The organism is Parabacteroides gordonii MS-1 = DSM 23371 (assembly GCF_000969825.1).
GTDB lineage: Bacteria > Bacteroidota > Bacteroidia > Bacteroidales > Tannerellaceae > Parabacteroides > Parabacteroides gordonii.
Genome location: NZ_KQ033919.1, coordinates 2,247,412 through 2,263,362, shown reverse-complemented (window position 1 = coordinate 2,263,362; position 15,951 = coordinate 2,247,412). Strand labels below are relative to the sequence as shown.

The window sequence follows — 15,951 nt, the reverse complement described above, 5'->3', positions numbered from 1 at the left end:
TTATTGTTGCTTACTAGTTGGAAATAAGCTACATTTGTATGTAAATATAGTGTGTATGAGTTTTAAGAACCTTCATCAATTATTTTGTTGCCTCTTACTGGTATTTCCTTTATCGGCGAAGGAGCTTTACTTTCAACATATCGATTTGAATGATGGCATTACACAACCGTCGGCTATCTCCATCTATGAGGATGCGAAGGGCTATATCTGGTTTGGTAACGATAATTTCAATCTATACGATGGAAGAATTGTCCGTTCTTTTCGTCTCTCTACTTATATGGACGGTGTAGAGGATAATAATATCCATGCTATTTGTGGAGATAGCGAGTCGTTTATCTATATGTTGGCCAATAACCGGGTGGTTACTTACAATATACGTACGGAAGAGTTTAAACGTACGGATATTTCTGCGAGTACATTAACCTGGCAGGATGAGTATTTGTACTACTCATACAGAAATCAATTCTATCGTTACCGCCCCGACGGAAGTCCCGAAAAGGTCTGTGCTTTCCAAGACTCGACGAACACGATAAAGTCTGTGCTTTTATCTGATGACGGTTGGCTGCTGGGTACAACCAAAGGTCTGTATAAATACTCCGGCGGGACTTTCCATACTCTATTGGAGAATGAGTCTGTTTCTTCCTTATTTATGGATGTACAGAACCGGCTATGGGTAGGAACCGTCTCGAATGGAGCTAAGGTGTATAACGACGGAGTATGGATCTCTTTGCAGGAGAACAGCCCTCTCTGTCCGCTTATCAACGATCAGGTGCGTTGTATAAATCAGGATATTAATGGTAATGTATGGATCGGAACCTTTGGCGGGATAACGGTGGTGAGGCCTTCTTTGCAGGATTGTTACCACTTGTCCCATAAAGAGCAGGTGTCGTGGTCGTTGCAACATTCGTCCGTTTATGCCATCCACCGGGATAGTCAGGGGGGAATGTGGGTCGGTACTTATTACGGAGGACTCAGTTATTTTAATCCGGATACGGAGAATTATACTTTTTATGGCATCTCACTGAGCGATCCCAATAGCCTGAATGGTTTCCTGTTCGGTAAAATGGCGGAAGATACGAAAGGTAATTTGTATATCGCAACCGAACATGGCGGACTGAACAGCATGGATCTTAACACCCAAAAGATAAAGCGCTTTGATTCCGGCCCTTCGCGTATACCTTGCCGGACAACGAAATCGGTCTGGTATGATGATGAACACGACCGGTTATATGTCGGTACTTTCCAGTCCGGACTGCTTTGTTCCACCTCCTCCGGGCGTTTTGAACAAATAGGAGAAGATGTGTTGCTGGAAGACAACCAGCAGATAGTAACAGACCTTATTCCCTGGAAAGGTAACCTGATCGTCGTTTCGCAGGGTGGTTTGTTTTTGCTGGATCTGGAAACGCAGAAACTTTCGCAGTTGTTTACCGACCCCGGGTTGCTAAGCCAGACCGGTGTTATTATCCGGGCTGCTTATCTGGATGCGGAGGACCGGCTTTGGCTGGCTCCGGCTAACAGGGAGATTGTTTGTGTGAATATGGAAACCCGCCAGGCGGAAGAAATCCCTTCTGTAAAAGGAATGATAGGGAAAAAAGTAGTACAAAGCATTACCGGTGACGGCAAGGGAAACCTCTATTTTGTTGTAGTCGGTACAGGTGTATTGCAATATGAACCGGTAAATGATTTCTGGGCTTGCTATAACCAGGAGCAAGGGCAACTGCTCACGAATGAATCTTACAAAGTCTGTGTTACACCAATGGGACGATTGCTGATCACATCGATCCGTGGAATAACCCTGCTGGATATAAAGAAAGGGAAAAGCACGCATACCCTGCTGGGTATCTCTTCGCCGCTTCACCGGCTGAATTCAAACTGCGGTGTGTATATCTCCCCGAAAGACAGCACGATCTTTATCGGCGGTGTGGAAGGGCTGATATCGACAAAAGAGTCGAGTTTGTCCGCTGCTTCCGTTCCTTATACGATTTCATTCAATAGCCTGTTTATCGATAATACCCGTATCAAACCTTCTTCCGGTTCCAGTATATTGAAGGAAGGTATTGCCTATACCTCCGAACTAGTCTTACCTTACGACCGTAACAACCTTACGATCGGGTTTACATCCACCAATTACCGTTATGCCGATAAGAACCTGTTTGAGTATAAACTGGAAGGCCTCGACAAGCAATGGACCCGTACCCGGCTTCCACAGATAATCTATACCTCTCTGTCTCCCGGTAAATACCGCCTGGTTGTGCGTGAAGTAGGAGAGGGCAAACAGATTGCGATAGATATCCGGATACGTCCTCCTTTCTACGCTTCTGTTTATGCTTTCGGAATTTATGCTTTGCTGACCATCTTATTTCTGGTCTGGCTTATCCGCTTCAACCGGAGCCGTGCCGTATTGAAAGCTTCATTGGAAATGGAACACAGGGAGAAACTGCGTATCGAGAAACTGAACCAGATGAAGCTGAAGTTCTATATCAATATATCTCACGAACTGCGTACCCCGCTTACTTTGATGGTCAGCCAGATCGACCTGATCCTGCAAAACTACGATTTAGGGGGAACGTTCCGCAACAAGTTGCTAAAGGTTCGCCAGTATACCGGACAGATGCAGCAGCTGATTACGGAAGTGCTTGATTTCCGTCGTCTGGAACAAGGTAAAATGCCCTTCCATGCAAGTAAACAGAATCTGGTATCCTTCATACAGCAAATCTTCGACTCATTCCGCGATTACGCTTCGATGAACCAAATCCAGTATAAACTGGAAACGGCGGAGGAGAATATCCCTGTCTGGTTCGATGCGGCACAGATCCGGAAAGTATTCAATAATTTGCTGTCGAATGCCTTTAAGTTTACGCCGAAGGAGGGTAGTATCACCATTACTATTATACAGAAAAAGGATCTAGCGGAGATACGTATCTCCGACACTGGCTCTGGTATTCCCCAGAGCCAACAAGATCATATTTTCGATCGTTTTTACCAGGCAGACAATGCTTCCGGCGTCTCTCTTTCCGGCAGTGGTATCGGGCTGGCACTGACCCGCGAAATCATATTGCAACACAAAGGTACGATCGAAGTGCGTAGCGAATTGGGGAAGGGCACGACCTTTATCGTTACCCTTAAACTCGGCGAACAGCATCTGACGGAGGAACAAAAAACGAAGGAGACTGTCCCGGTCGATATCCTCCCCGTGCAACCACAATATACTGAGGAAGAAGTTATACTTTCCGAACCTGTTGAAGAAGCTTCGCCGGAAATGAAAGAGAATGCACTCTCTGTCCTGATCGTGGAAGATAATGAAGATCTGTTGCAGGTATTGGAAGAAGCCTTCTCCATCAAATATAAGGTATATAAGGCCGGAGATGGTGAAGAAGGTATCCGCGTTGCCGAAGAAATGCAGCCGGATTTGATTATCAGCGATGTGATGATGCCCGGTCTGTCGGGGATAGCCATGTGCCAGCGGTTGAAGAAGAAGTTCGAGACATCGCATATCCCGATCCTGCTGCTTACTGCCCGTACCGATCTGGAGAGTGCTTTGGAAGGGATGAAATGCGGTGCCAGCGATTACATAATGAAGCCGTTCAACCTGGAACTGCTCCTATTGAAATGTAATAACGTGATCAATACGTTGCGGCGTCAGCAGGCACGTTTCCGTACCGAAGCAGAGTCGGCTCCGACCGATCTGGCAACCAACCGTCTTGACCAGCAATTGCTGGAAGACTCTGTCCGGATCATTGAGGAGAATATGGAGAATAAAGACTTCAATATCGACATGTGGTGCCGCCAGATTGCCATCGGACGTACCCGTCTCGGGGGAAAGATCAAAGCGATAACAGGCTTGACCCTGAATGATTTCATCCTTCAGATAAAACTCCGTAAATGTGCTTCCCTGCTGGAGAACAGCAATCTGACTATCTCGGAAATAACCTGGAAAGCTGGCTTCTCAAGCCCCGGTTATATGGGGAAATGCTTTAAGGAATACTTCGGGGTGACTCCGATGCAATATCGTAATGCTAAAAATAAAGGCCGCTCCGGATAAAACGGAACGGCCTTCTGTTGTCCCGTACCTGATACGGGATTTTATACTTTTATTATACATTGAAACGGAAGTGCATGATATCGCCATCCTGTACAACATACTCTTTTCCTTCCACGCTCATCTTTCCGGCTTCCTTCACCGCTGCTTCAGAGCCGTAGCTGATAAAATCGTCGTATTTGATTACTTCGGCGCGGATGAAGCCTTTTTCAAAATCCGTATGGATCACGCCGGCACATTGCGGAGCTTTCCATCCTTTTTCGAATGTCCAGGCACGTACTTCCTGTACACCGGCAGTAAGGTAAGTTTGCAGGTTCAGTAAGCTGTAAGCCGATTTGATCAAACGCGCTACGCCTGATTCTTCCAACCCGATTTCCTGAAGGAACATCTGGCGTTCTTCATACGTCTCGAACTCGGCAATTTCACTTTCAATCTTGGCGGCTACCACCAGGATCTCTGCGTTTTCGTCTTTTACCGCTTCGCGTACGGCGTCTACATATTTGTTACCGTTTACGGCGCTGGCTTCGTCAACGTTGCATACATACATGACCGGTTTGCTGGTCAGCAGGAACAGTTCGTGGGCGATCTTTTGTTCGTCTTTAGTATCGAAAGTAACCGTACGGGCACTCTTTCCTTGTTCGAGGGCTTCTTTGAATTTTACCAGAACTTCGTAAGCTTGCTTGGCCTGTTTGTCGCCACCTGTCTGAGCCTGTTTCTGTACTTTGGCAATACGGCTGTCTATTGTTTCCAGGTCTTTGATCTGAAGTTCGGCATCGATGATTTCCTTATCGCGTACGGGATTGACATTGCCGTCCACGTGCACGATGTTTTCATCGTCGAAGCAACGCAATACGTGCAGGATCGCATCTGTTTCGCGGATGTTTGCAAGGAACTTGTTTCCTAATCCTTCTCCCTTGCTGGCACCTTTTACCAGACCGGCGATATCGACGATTTCTACCGTAGTGGGGACGATGCGCTGCGGGTTAATCAGTTCTGCCAGTTTGTTCAAACGTTCGTCGGGAACGGTGATCACACCCACATTCGGTTCAATCGTACAGAACGGGAAGTTTGCTGATTGTGCTTTTGCATTTGATAAGCAGTTGAAAAGAGTGGACTTCCCTACGTTAGGAAGACCTACGATGCCACATTGTAAAGCCATAAACTATTATGTTGTTTTTATTATTTTCAGTCGGCAAAGATAGCTATTCTTTCTCGTATATTCTTCATGAACAGGGAATATCGTGTGTTTTATCTGTATGAGGGATCGTTAACCAAATTGTTTTTGAAAACAACTGTCACACTATCACTAATATTAGTGTATGACTTGAAATATAAAGCATAAACGGAGTGATAGTAGGCAAATTCAACTATCACTCCAACTATCACACTATCACTGAAATTTCGTTGGATAAGGATGTATTTTGATAAGGTATATGACTTATTTTCAGCGGATAAGGCAGATATTTATATTGAGACCCGGGTGTTGGCAGTTGCTACACCCGGGTCTCGATACTCTTGAGATGGGGGTCTGAAAGGCGGTAAAAAGGGGGCGTCGGGAACCTTTTCTGCTTATTTACGTGAAAAAAGGTCGTGATGTAGCCCTTTTTAGGCAGGGAACTTCGTAAAGTTTCTGCTTAATGTGCTTCCAGCCAGTTCGCTCCCTCGCCACAATCGGCAATCAGTGGAACTTCCAGCTTGATGGCGCCTTCCATCTCCTCGAGGACGATCTGTTTTACTTTCTCCTGTTCTTCTTTCAGTACATTGAAGTTAAGTTCGTCATGTACCTGAAGGATCATTTTGCTTTTCAGGCCTTCCGCTTCAAAACGTTTGAAGATAGCTACCATAGCCACCTTAATAATATCGGCGGCACTTCCCTGGATAGGGGCGTTGATCGCATTTCGTTCGGCATATCCGCGGACTATCGCATTGTGTGACTTGATATCCGGTAGGAAACGTTTACGTTTATAGATCGTTTCTACATATCCTTTGTCACGGGCTACTTCGATGCTTTCATCCATGTAATCGCGTATGCCCGGATAGGATTTGAAATAACCGTCGATAAGCTCTTTTGACTCCGCCCGGGGGATATTGAGCCGTTCGGCCAGCCCGAACACCGAAATGCCGTAGATGATCCCGAAATTGGCCGTTTTAGCCTTGCGGCGCATATCGCTGGTCACTTCTTCGACCGGGATACCGTAAATCTTGGCAGCCGTTGCCGCGTGGATGTCGGCTCCGCTGCGGAAAGCTTCGATCATATGTTCATCTTTGCTCAGATGCGCCATGATGCGGAGTTCAATCTGCGAATAGTCGGCGGAGAAGAAGATGCAATCTTCATTGTCGGGGATGAATGCCTTGCGGATCTCACGTCCCAGGTCGTCACGGATCGGGATGTTTTGCAGGTTGGGGTTCGTAGAACTCAAACGGCCGGTCGAAGTTACTGTCTGGTTGAAGGAAGTGTGCACTTTGCCTGTTTCCGGCCTGATCAGTTCGGGCAGGGCATCGATGTATGTGCTCAACAACTTCTTCAGTCCGCGGTACTCCAGAAGTTTGCCGACGATAGGATGTTTGGAGCGCATTTTCTCCAGAATATCTTCGCTGGTGCTGTAACTGCCTGTTTTTGTCTTTTTGGCTTTCTCTTCGATCTTAAGCCGCTCGAACAGGATTTCACCGACTTGTTTCGTCGAGTTGATGTTGAATTTTACTCCTGCCAGTTCGTGGATCTCTTTTTCCAGCTTGTTCAGTTCGCCGGTCAATACATCCGACGATTGCTTCAAGGCAACCGTGTCGAGCTTGACACCTGTTTCCTCCATTTCTGCCAATACATATATTAAAGGCATTTCGATATCGAAGAAAAGCGATTCGAGTCCTTCCTTCTTTAACTCGGGGGCAAAGTAGTTTTTCAGCTTTAGGGTGACGTCTGCATCTTCGGCCGCGTATTCCGCGATCTGGGCGATGGGGACATCCCGCATGGATAACTGGTTCTTCCCTTTGGGGCCGATCAGCTTCTCGATAGGGATGGTTTTATATTTGAGATAAGTGTCCGCGAGGTAGTCCATCCCGTGACGAAGTTCCGGGTTCAGCAGGTAATGGGCGATCATCGTGTCGAACAGCGAGCCGGCTACCCGGACGCCATACTTGCGGAGAACGAGAATATCGAATTTTATGTTTTGTCCAATTTTTAACGATTGGGGATTTTGCAGGGCAGGGGAGAAGTGGGCGATCACTTTTGCCGCTTCTTCCGCATCGGCGGGAACAGGGACATACCAGGCCTCATTTTCCTTCACGGCGAACGACATCCCGACCAATCCGGCAGTAAGCGGATCGATGCCATCGGTTTCCGTGTCAAAAGCAAAAAATTCCTGACTCAATAAAAAACGGCCTAAATTCTCCCTTTTCTCTTCATTATCAACGAGATGGTAAGTGTGAGCAATCGATTTTAAGTCCGCGAGAGTCGAATATTTTGGAACGCTCGGCTCTTCGGGCGCAAATATATCAAACAGAGAGCCTTGAACAGGGCCTTTCGCAACCTTGGCCGGAGCGGGCTTTTTCTCCTCGGCTGTCAACTTGTTAATAAATGTTCTGAATTCTAATTCTGTGTAAATCTCAGTCAGCCGGGCTTCGTTCGGTTTTTCGCGGACGCATTTCACGGCGTCGAACTGGATGGGGACATCCGTCTTGATCGTTGCCAGGAATTTGGAGAAGCGGATTTGTTCCACATTCTCCGTTACTCTTTTTTGGAGTGCGCCTTTCAGCTTGTCGGTATTCTCTAACAGTTTTTCGATCGAGCCGTATTCTTCGAGTAATTTCTGTGCTGTCTTTTCTCCCACACCCGGACAACCCGGAATGTTGTCGGAGCTGTCGCCCATCAGACCAAGCAGGTCGATCACCTGGTCGACCGAAGTCAGCGAGTATTTGTTCAGCACTTCTTTTACTCCCATAATTTCGTAGTCGCCTCCGAACTTGGGGCGGTACATGAATATATGATCGGATACCAGCTGGCCGTAGTCTTTGTCGGGTGTCATCATAAAGACATCGAAACCCTCTTTCTCCGCCTGCTTGGAGATGGTGCCTATCACGTCGTCCGCCTCAAAACGGGGGACTTCCAGGATAGGGATATTGTATGCTTCTATAATATCCTTAATAATAGGTACGGATTGGCGGATCACTTCCGGTGTTTCTTCGCGCTGTGCCTTGTACAGTTCGTAGGCCTCATGACGGAAAGTCGGCCCTTTGGGGTCGAAAGCCACGGCAATGTGCGTCGGATTTTCACGTTTTAAAACGTCTTCCAGACTGTTTATGAACCCGAAAATGGCCGATGTATTCATGCCTTTTGAGTTGATACGCGGATTTTTAAGAAAAGCGTAGTACGACCGGTAGATCAGTGCATACGCATCTATGAGGAATAACTTCATCTCTTTTAACACGTTTTAGGGTGACAATAGACGGTAAATGTACGAAAAAACTCGCTTACTCAATACTTTTTGTTACTTTTGCGAATCTTTGGATAGATTATGAATGATAGAACGAAAATAGAACAACCGGTTGCTGAAGAGTTTAAACGCTTTAACGAGGAATTTGCGGATTCACTTCGTAGTGAGACGCATAGATTGCAATCGGCTATTGACCAGATACTGCATGCCAGCGGTAAACATGTACGGCCGTTGCTGGTGCTGCTTACCGCTAAAGCTTGTGGAAAAGTAACCGATCATACGATCAATTCGGCCGTTTTCCTGGAACTGCTGCATACGGCTACGCTGATACACGACGATGTGATCGACGAGACCAAACAGCGTCGTGGAGTACCTTCCCTGAATGCTATTTTTGATAACCGTATCTCTGTGCTGGTGGGCGATTATGTCCTTTCCACCGCATTGATCCGTTCTATCCAGACAGGCAGCCTGCAGATCATAAATATCGTATCCAACCTCGGTCGCGACCTGTCGGAAGGTGAGATCAAGCAACTGGAAACGGCTGAAGAAAGCATTCTGGATGAAGCTTGCTATATGCAGGTCATAAAGAAAAAGACGGCAACGCTGCTTTCTTCCTGTACCGAGATCGGTGCTATTTCGGCGGATGCTTCACAAGAACTGGTGTTGAAATGCCGTAAGTTCGGTGAATACCTGGGGTACTGCTTCCAGATCAAAGACGACATTTTCGATTACTACAAGGAAATGAATATCGGAAAACCTACCGGTAATGATATACGCGAAGGAAAGGTTACTTTACCTCTGTTGCATGCGCTTGAACAGGGCAGGAGAGAGGAAGTGGAGTCTCTGCTGAAAGTGATCCACGAGAAGGATTTTTCTGCTGAGAATATCGATGCCCTGATCGAATTTGCCAAAGCGAACGGCGGTATCGAATATGCGGAAATGCGTATGAAGGAGTATCACGCCAAGGCGGTGGAAGTCCTTATGGAGCTGCCGGAGTCGGATGCCCGCGAGGGGCTTTTGCTACTTGCCGACTATATAATGGAAAGACAGAAATAAGTAAATATTCCAATAAAAAAGGTTCAACCCATCGATGGATTGAACCTTTTTTTATTCTCAACTGGCAACTTTATTTCCCCAGTCTATGCTCGATATCTTCCACCAGGCTGCTGGCTCCGATACGGAATAGTTCGTTGTTCAGCCAGTCATTTCCCAGAACCTCTTTCACGATGGTATAGTACTTCACCGCATCTTCTGCTGTACGCACGCCACCTGAAATCTTGATGCCGGCCTTATTGCCTGTGATGGAATGGTACTTTTTGAGTACTTTACACATCGTATAAACAGCTTCCGGGGTGGCACCGGGATAACCCTTGCCCGTAGATGTTTTAATGAAATCTGCACCGGAATAGAGAGCCAGGATCGCGGCCTTACGGATATTCTCCGGAGTAACCAAAGCTCCGGTTTCCAGAATCACTTTCAGCTTGGCTTCGCGGCAGCTTTCTTTGATCTCCTGGATATCTTCGGTGAGCTCTTCGTAGTTCTCTTCCAGGAAATAGCCGAGGTTCATAACGACATCGATCTCATCTGCACCCGACATGACGGCCATCGCTGTTTCCGCTATCTTTATCTCCATGAAGGTTTGTGATGAAGGAAAACCTGCGGCCACTGAAGCGATCTTTACGTTCTGGGCTGTCAATGCCTGCTTCACTGTTTCAACAAAAATAGGGTAGGTGCAGATCGCCGCTACGTTGGGAACGTCGGGGCGCGTACCTTCGAAATCGTTCACTTTGTCCGCCAGTTTCCAGATGCTTTCTTTCGTATCGATACTGGTCAGCGATGTCAGGTCGATACAACCGTGTATCTGTTTCAAAACCTCGGGAGTGAAGTTCTCCTTTTCATGGTTTTCGAGGATCGAGTTGACGTGTTTGCCTACTATTTCCTCTGTCCCGGCGGGATCGAATTTGCTGAATGCTTCGTGATATTTATCCATCTGCCCGTCGTGTTCATGATCGTGATCATGGTCGTGTCCGCAGCTGCAATTGTGTTCGTGTGCCATAGGTTATAATTTTTTATTGTTTATATGTCGTTCTTTATCCCGGTCGGTTTTCTTCTGTAGATTCTTTTCGAATGCTGCTGTCAGGTCTACGCCGGTTTGGTTGGCAAGGCAAAGCAGTACCCATAGTACATCTGCCATTTCATCGCCTAAATCGCGGTGTTTGTCACTTTCTTTGAAAGACTGTTCGCCGTAAGTGCGGGCCATGATACGGGCCAATTCGCCTACTTCCTCGGTCAGGATCGTCATATTGGTAAGCTCGTTGAAGTAGCGCACACCGTATGTTTTGATCCAGTGGTCTACTTTCTCCTGGGCTTCCTGCAAGGTAATATCCGCCATCTTATTCTTTGTTTTGCGAGTCGATCAGGATAGTGACCGGCCCATCGTTTAATAACTCTATTTTCATATCGGCACCGAATGTCCCGGTGGCCACTTCCTTGCCCAGCTGAAGCCCCATCTCTTCACAAAAGGCTTCGTACATCGGGATGGCGATATCCGGTTTGGATGCATGGATGTAGGAAGGGCGGTTTCCCTTTTTTGTAGACGCATGGAGAGTGAACTGGCTAACCACCATTATCTCGCCCCCCGATTCGATCACAGAACGGTTCATAACCCCGTTTTCATCGTCGAAAATGCGCAGGTTGGTGATCTTCTTACATAGCCACTCGATATCTTCCTGCGTATCGCGGTCTTCGATACCTACCAGAACCAGCATCCCGTTTCCTATCTTGGATTTGACTTCTCCGTCGATCGTGACGGAGCAATGCTGTACACGCTGTATAACTGTCCTCATTTGTATGTTTACTTTAAACCATTTATTAATGTATTTGTTTTGGCTTCTCCGATTAATTCCTTCAATTCCTCGAAGCTGGCCTCGCGTATCCTTTTCACACTCTTATAGTGGCGCAGAAGCAATACTTTTGTCTTTTCTCCGATCCCTTTGATATTATCCAGTTCGGAACGTGTCTGGCTCTTGCTGCGCTTATCCTTATGGAAGGTGATGGCAAAGCGGTGTACCTCGTCCTGTATCTGTGTAAAGAAACGGAACATCTGGCTTTGTATCTGCATGCCGACCGTAATCGGGGGGAAGCCGAAAAGCAATTCGGATGTGCGGTGTTTCCCGTCCTTCGCCAACCCGGCTATAGGTATATCCAAATGGAGTTCGTCTTGTATGACTTCGCGTACTACTTCCATTTGTCCCTTTCCACCGTCGGTAAGGATCAGGTCGGGCAGGGGAGAACCTTCGTTGATGGCCCGCTGGTAACGGCGGCGTACCACTTCTTTCATCGATGCGTAATCATCGGGGCCGACCACTGTTTTTATGATGTATTTGCGGTAGTCCTTCTTCGATGGTTTCGCCATTTTGAACACAACGCAGGCAGCAACGGCATCGCTACCCTGTATGTTCGAGTTGTCGAAACATTCGATATGCATCGGCAATTTGGGAAGGTGCAAGGCGTCTTGTATTTCTTTTAATATACGTGTGCTGCGTTGTTCCGGATTTAATTTCTCTGCTTGTTTGAGACGGTCTACTTTGAATTGTTTTACATTCATTTCAGACAGCTCTAGCAGCTTCTTTTTGTCGCCGCGCTGGGGTACCGTGAAGCTGACGTTTGCCAGTTCCATATCCGGATCGAAAGGTACGATGATCTCCCGTGCCGTACTTTTAAAACGTTCGCGCATTTCTATAATGCCCAGGCTAAGCAGTTCCTCTTTTGTTTCGTCCAACCGTTTTTTATACTCGAACGTATAAGCTTGTACAATGGCCCCGTTACCGATATGCATGAAATTGATATAGGCGGAACGCTCGTTCTCGGCAATCGAAAAGACATCTATATTATGCAGCATGGGAGTAACGACCGTCGATTTCGAGCGGTAGTTCTCTATTACCTCATACTTCTCCTTTATTTTTTGTGCTTCTTCGAACTTCAATTCTCCTGCCAATACCTGCATCTCTTCATACAGATGTTTGCTGATCTGGGAAATATTTCCGCGTAGGATCTCTTTTATTTCGGAGATATTCTGTCGGTATTCATCCAGGGATTGCAATCCTACACAGGGGCCTTTGCAACGTTTTATGTGATACTCCAGGCAAACGCTGTATTTCCCTTCGGCAATCGATTCCGGTGTAAGCGGCAGTTTGCAGGTGCGCAACGGATAGAGCTCTTTCAGCATTTGCAGCATCACCTTGGCTGTGTACACGGAAGGGTAGGGCCCGTAGTACTGCGAACCGTCCCGCACGATATTCCGGGTCTGAAATATGCGTGGAAAGTATTCGTTCTTTACGACAATAGACGGGTACGTTTTGTCGTCTTTCAGCATCACGTTATATCGTGGGCGATACTGTTTGATCAAATTGTTCTCGAGCAATAACGCATCCTCTTCTGTGTCGACTACAATGTATTTGATGTCGCGTATTTGCTTCACCAATACACGCGTCTTGTTGCTGTCGTGCTCCTTGTTGAAATAGGAGGATACACGGCGCTTCAGGTTCTTAGCCTTGCCTACATAAATGATCGTACCCTTGTCATCGAAGTACTGGTAGCACCCAGGCTTGTCCGGCAGGATCGAAAGGATCATTTTTATATGTTTATCGGTTTCTGAACTCATCTTGTTTAATTGTTTCTGGCCTATTCCCAGTGTTTTACCTTCTTTTACCTAAAGTAAATGTTTCACGTGGAACAATTCGCGTTTTATCTTCCGAGCAGTACCAGCAGGATGTTGATATCGCTTGGGGAGATACCCGGGATACGGCTTGCCTGGGCAATCGTATCAGGGTCTATCTTCGTCAGCTTTTGACGTGCTTCCGTGGATAAGGACTGGATTGAATTGTAGTCGAATTTACCTTTGATATGGATATTCTCCAGGCGGTTTATCTTGTCTGCGATGATCTGTTCGCGCCGGATGTACCCGCTGTACTTGATCAGGATTTCTGCCGCTTCGATAATCTCTTCTTTGCGTGAAGCAGGAACCTTGTCCAGCTCTGCGCGGAGTGCTGGAACGAGGGTGGCAATACTTTCCATCGTGAGCTGCGGGCGAAGGATCAGGTCGATCAGTTTACAGCCGTGAGCGAGTGGGGTAGTACCCAGTGCTTCTAATCCGTCGTTGATGTATTGCGGCTTCACAGAGTAGTTTTCTGCAAAAGCAATAATGGCGTCTCTGTGCTCTTTTTTCTCTTTTAGCAGGTCGTAACGGTCTTGTTTTGCCAAACCTATTTTGTATGCCTTTTCTGTCAGACGCATATCTGCGTCGTCTTGGCGGAGCAGGATACGGTATTCTGCACGGGAGGTAAACATACGGTAGGGCTCGTCCACTCCTTTGGTTACGAGGTCGTCGATCAGTACACCGATATAGGCTTCGTCGCGGCCCAATACAAACGGTTCACCGCCGTGGCAATTGATATGTGCGTTGATACCTGCAATCAGTCCTTGTCCGCCTGCCTCTTCATAGCCGGTGGTACCATTGATCTGTCCTGCAAAGAACAGGTTCTTGATCTGTTTCGTTTCCAGGTTGTGATGTAGTTGGGTAGGGTCGAAGAAGTCGTATTCGATCGCATATCCCGGACGGTAGATCTGAATGTCCCTGAAGGCCGGGATGGCTTGCAGGGCACGCAACTGGATATCTAATGGGAGAGAGGAGGAGAAGCCGTTCAGGTAATATTCCTGTGTCGTTTCGCCTTCCGGCTCCAGAAACAGTTGGTGCTGCGTTTTATCTGCAAAGGTCACGATTTTTGTTTCGATACTCGGGCAATAGCGCGGGCCGATACTCTGGATTTGTCCGTTGTACAAGGGAGAGTCGGGGAGGCCTTCGCGCAGGATTTCATGACAAGCTTCATTGGTGAATGTAGTCCAGCAGCTAAGCTGTTTTAAAGGACGCGGCTGGAAATCGAGATAAGAGAATTTATGGAAGTCGTTCTCTCCCGGTTGTTCCCCCATTTCATCGAAATGGATGCTGCGGCCGTCGATACGGACAGGGGTTCCTGTCTTCATACGTTCGGATCTGATGCCTGCGGATATCAGCTGTTCGGTAAGTCCGGTTGCAGCGGGTTCGGAGATACGTCCGCCGCGTATTTGTGTGCGTCCGATATGCATTAATCCGTTCAGGAATGTCCCGTTGGTTAATACAACGCTTTTGGCTCGGAATTCCACGTTCATGCTGGTCTTTACACCGCAGACCGTGTTTCCGTCGAGTAATAATCCCTGAACGGTGTCTTGCCAGATATACAGGTTCGGAAGGTTTTCCACGATCCCCCGCCAGCAGTCGATGAAGCGGGCACGGTCGCTTTGTGCACGCGGGCTCCACATGGCTGGGCCTTTGCTCCGGTTCAGCATACGGAACTGGATGGCCGTGCGGTCTGTAACAATTCCCATATAACCTCCCAACGCATCGATCTCACGGACGATCTGTCCTTTAGCGATACCGCCAACGGCCGGATTGCAACTCATCTGTGCAATCTTGTTCATGTCCATAGTGATAAGAAGCGTTTTCGAACCCAGGTTGGCGGCAGCTGAAGCGGCTTCACAGCCCGCATGACCAGCACCTACCACGATCACATCGTAATTGAAAGTCATTGTCGTAATTATCTTTGTTTCTTTTGCAAAGATAGTCATACTCCGCCTTTTACTCACCATCCCGAAGGATATTTTGCTTATGCTTAGTTTCGTTATAGAATTATAATTCTTTTAGTACATCCATCACATAGTTCCGCCGTTGCCGTGAGATAGGGATAGACGAGCCGTCTTTCATACGGATATATCCCCCGTCGCTCTTGATGAAGCATTTGATTTCATCAAGGTTGATCAGGTGGGATTGGTGTACGCGCAGAAAGTTATGGGGCGTTAGCAGTTCGTCGAATTCTTTTAAGGTTTTGGAGACAACCAGTTTCTCCCCTGTTTTTAAATAGAAGGTGGTATAGTTGCTTTCCGATTCGCAGCGGATAATCGAACCGATCTCCACAAACTCTATTTTGTCGGCTACGGACAATGCTATTTTCTTTTGTTTATCCAATACCCGTGTGTTTTGCAGGAGGTTTTGCATCCGTTTGTTCTCCTGTTTTCGCAGGACGACTTGGACGGCTTTCTCTACGGCATGTGCCAGCTCTTCCGGGTCGATCGGCTTCAACAAATAATCGAGTGCGCTGAAGCGGATCGCCTGGATCGCATAGCTGTCGTAGGCGGTTACAAAGATCACCTCAAAAGGAATATCCGGAAGGCTTTCCAGCAGGGAAAAACCGGTATCGTCGCCCAGCCGGATATCCAGAAAAAGGATATCCGGTTTAACTTCGGGTAGCACGGTGCAGGCTTCCGTGACAGAGCTGCAAATGACCGATATTTTGATTTGCGGACAGTAGGTTCCGAGCATGCGGAGCAGGTTCTCCCGGTTTCCCTGCTCGTCATCTACAATCGCTGCGGTTATCTTTGTTTCCATAT

At 47.3% G+C, this 15,951-nt stretch carries 10 protein-coding genes; 2 read left to right on the top strand and 8 right to left on the bottom strand.

From position 1 onward, the window contains the following. Positions 1 to 55 precede the first annotated feature (55 nt). Positions 56 to 4,042 (top strand): hybrid sensor histidine kinase/response regulator transcription factor, encoded by a 3,987-nt coding sequence (locus tag HMPREF1536_RS08875; protein WP_028730060.1) that lies wholly within the window; start codon positions 56 to 58, stop codon positions 4,040 to 4,042. A gap of 52 nt (positions 4,043 to 4,094) precedes the next feature. Here HMPREF1536_RS08875 and ychF read toward each other — a convergent pair whose 3' ends face one another. Beyond that, positions 4,095 to 5,198: a redox-regulated ATPase YchF gene (gene ychF, locus HMPREF1536_RS08870; RefSeq protein ID WP_028730061.1), complete on the bottom strand. Its 1,104-nt coding sequence runs from the start codon at positions 5,196 to 5,198 to the stop codon at positions 4,095 to 4,097. A gap of 475 nt (positions 5,199 to 5,673) precedes the next feature. Continuing rightward, positions 5,674 to 8,451, bottom strand: a complete 2,778-nt coding sequence (polA, locus tag HMPREF1536_RS08865) for a DNA polymerase I (protein ID WP_028730062.1) — start codon at positions 8,449 to 8,451, stop codon at positions 5,674 to 5,676. A gap of 99 nt (positions 8,452 to 8,550) precedes the next feature. Between polA and HMPREF1536_RS08860 the strand changes: the two genes are divergently transcribed. Then, complete coding sequence (locus HMPREF1536_RS08860; protein WP_028730063.1) at positions 8,551 to 9,525, top strand: polyprenyl synthetase family protein; 975 nt, start codon at positions 8,551 to 8,553, stop codon at positions 9,523 to 9,525. Between the two features lie 70 nt (positions 9,526 to 9,595). Here HMPREF1536_RS08860 and deoC read toward each other — a convergent pair whose 3' ends face one another. From deoC to HMPREF1536_RS08830, 6 genes are all read right to left on the bottom strand, one after another. Then, positions 9,596 to 10,525 carry a deoxyribose-phosphate aldolase gene (gene deoC, locus HMPREF1536_RS08855; RefSeq protein WP_028730064.1) on the bottom strand — a complete coding sequence of 310 codons (930 nt, stop codon included), beginning with the start codon at positions 10,523 to 10,525 and terminating at the stop codon, positions 9,596 to 9,598. 3 nt (positions 10,526 to 10,528) lie between these two features. Beyond that, the gene (locus HMPREF1536_RS08850) at positions 10,529 to 10,861 is read right to left on the bottom strand and encodes a nucleotide pyrophosphohydrolase (protein ID WP_028730065.1); all 333 of its coding nucleotides are present in this window, start codon (positions 10,859 to 10,861) and stop codon (positions 10,529 to 10,531) included. A 1-nt stretch (position 10,862) separates the two neighbouring features. Further along, complete coding sequence (dtd, locus tag HMPREF1536_RS08845; RefSeq protein WP_028730066.1) at positions 10,863 to 11,315, bottom strand: D-aminoacyl-tRNA deacylase; 453 nt, start codon at positions 11,313 to 11,315, stop codon at positions 10,863 to 10,865. A gap of 8 nt (positions 11,316 to 11,323) precedes the next feature. Then, a complete protein-coding gene (uvrC, locus tag HMPREF1536_RS08840) occupies positions 11,324 to 13,132 on the bottom strand; it encodes an excinuclease ABC subunit UvrC (RefSeq protein ID WP_028730067.1) in 1,809 nt (602 codons plus the stop codon). A gap of 83 nt (positions 13,133 to 13,215) precedes the next feature. Then, a complete protein-coding gene (gene mnmG, locus HMPREF1536_RS08835) occupies positions 13,216 to 15,093 on the bottom strand; it encodes a tRNA uridine-5-carboxymethylaminomethyl(34) synthesis enzyme MnmG (RefSeq protein ID WP_028730068.1) in 1,878 nt (625 codons plus the stop codon). Positions 15,094 to 15,193: 100 nt separating this feature from the next. Beyond that, positions 15,194 to 15,949 carry a LytR/AlgR family response regulator transcription factor gene (locus HMPREF1536_RS08830; protein WP_028730069.1) on the bottom strand — a complete coding sequence of 252 codons (756 nt, stop codon included), beginning with the start codon at positions 15,947 to 15,949 and terminating at the stop codon, positions 15,194 to 15,196. Between the last annotated feature and the right edge of the window lie 2 nt (positions 15,950 to 15,951).

Excerpts from the sequence above, each read along its gene's own strand:
- HMPREF1536_RS08875 (WP_028730060.1), top strand. The coding sequence starts at position 56 with ATGAGTTTTAAGAACCTTCATCAATTATTTTGTTGCCTCTTACTGGTA.
- ychF (WP_028730061.1), bottom strand. The coding sequence starts at position 5,198 with ATGGCTTTACAATGTGGCATCGTAGGTCTTCCTAACGTAGGGAAGTCC.
- polA (WP_028730062.1), bottom strand. The coding sequence starts at position 8,451 with ATGAAGTTATTCCTCATAGATGCGTATGCACTGATCTACCGGTCGTAC.
- HMPREF1536_RS08860 (WP_028730063.1), top strand. The coding sequence starts at position 8,551 with ATGAATGATAGAACGAAAATAGAACAACCGGTTGCTGAAGAGTTTAAA.
- deoC (WP_028730064.1), bottom strand. The coding sequence starts at position 10,525 with ATGGCACACGAACACAATTGCAGCTGCGGACACGACCATGATCACGAT.
- HMPREF1536_RS08850 (WP_028730065.1), bottom strand. The coding sequence starts at position 10,861 with ATGGCGGATATTACCTTGCAGGAAGCCCAGGAGAAAGTAGACCACTGG.
- dtd (WP_028730066.1), bottom strand. The coding sequence starts at position 11,315 with ATGAGGACAGTTATACAGCGTGTACAGCATTGCTCCGTCACGATCGAC.
- uvrC (WP_028730067.1), bottom strand. The coding sequence starts at position 13,132 with ATGAGTTCAGAAACCGATAAACATATAAAAATGATCCTTTCGATCCTG.
- mnmG (WP_028730068.1), bottom strand. The coding sequence starts at position 15,093 with ATGACTTTCAATTACGATGTGATCGTGGTAGGTGCTGGTCATGCGGGC.
- HMPREF1536_RS08830 (WP_028730069.1), bottom strand. The coding sequence starts at position 15,949 with ATGGAAACAAAGATAACCGCAGCGATTGTAGATGACGAGCAGGGAAAC.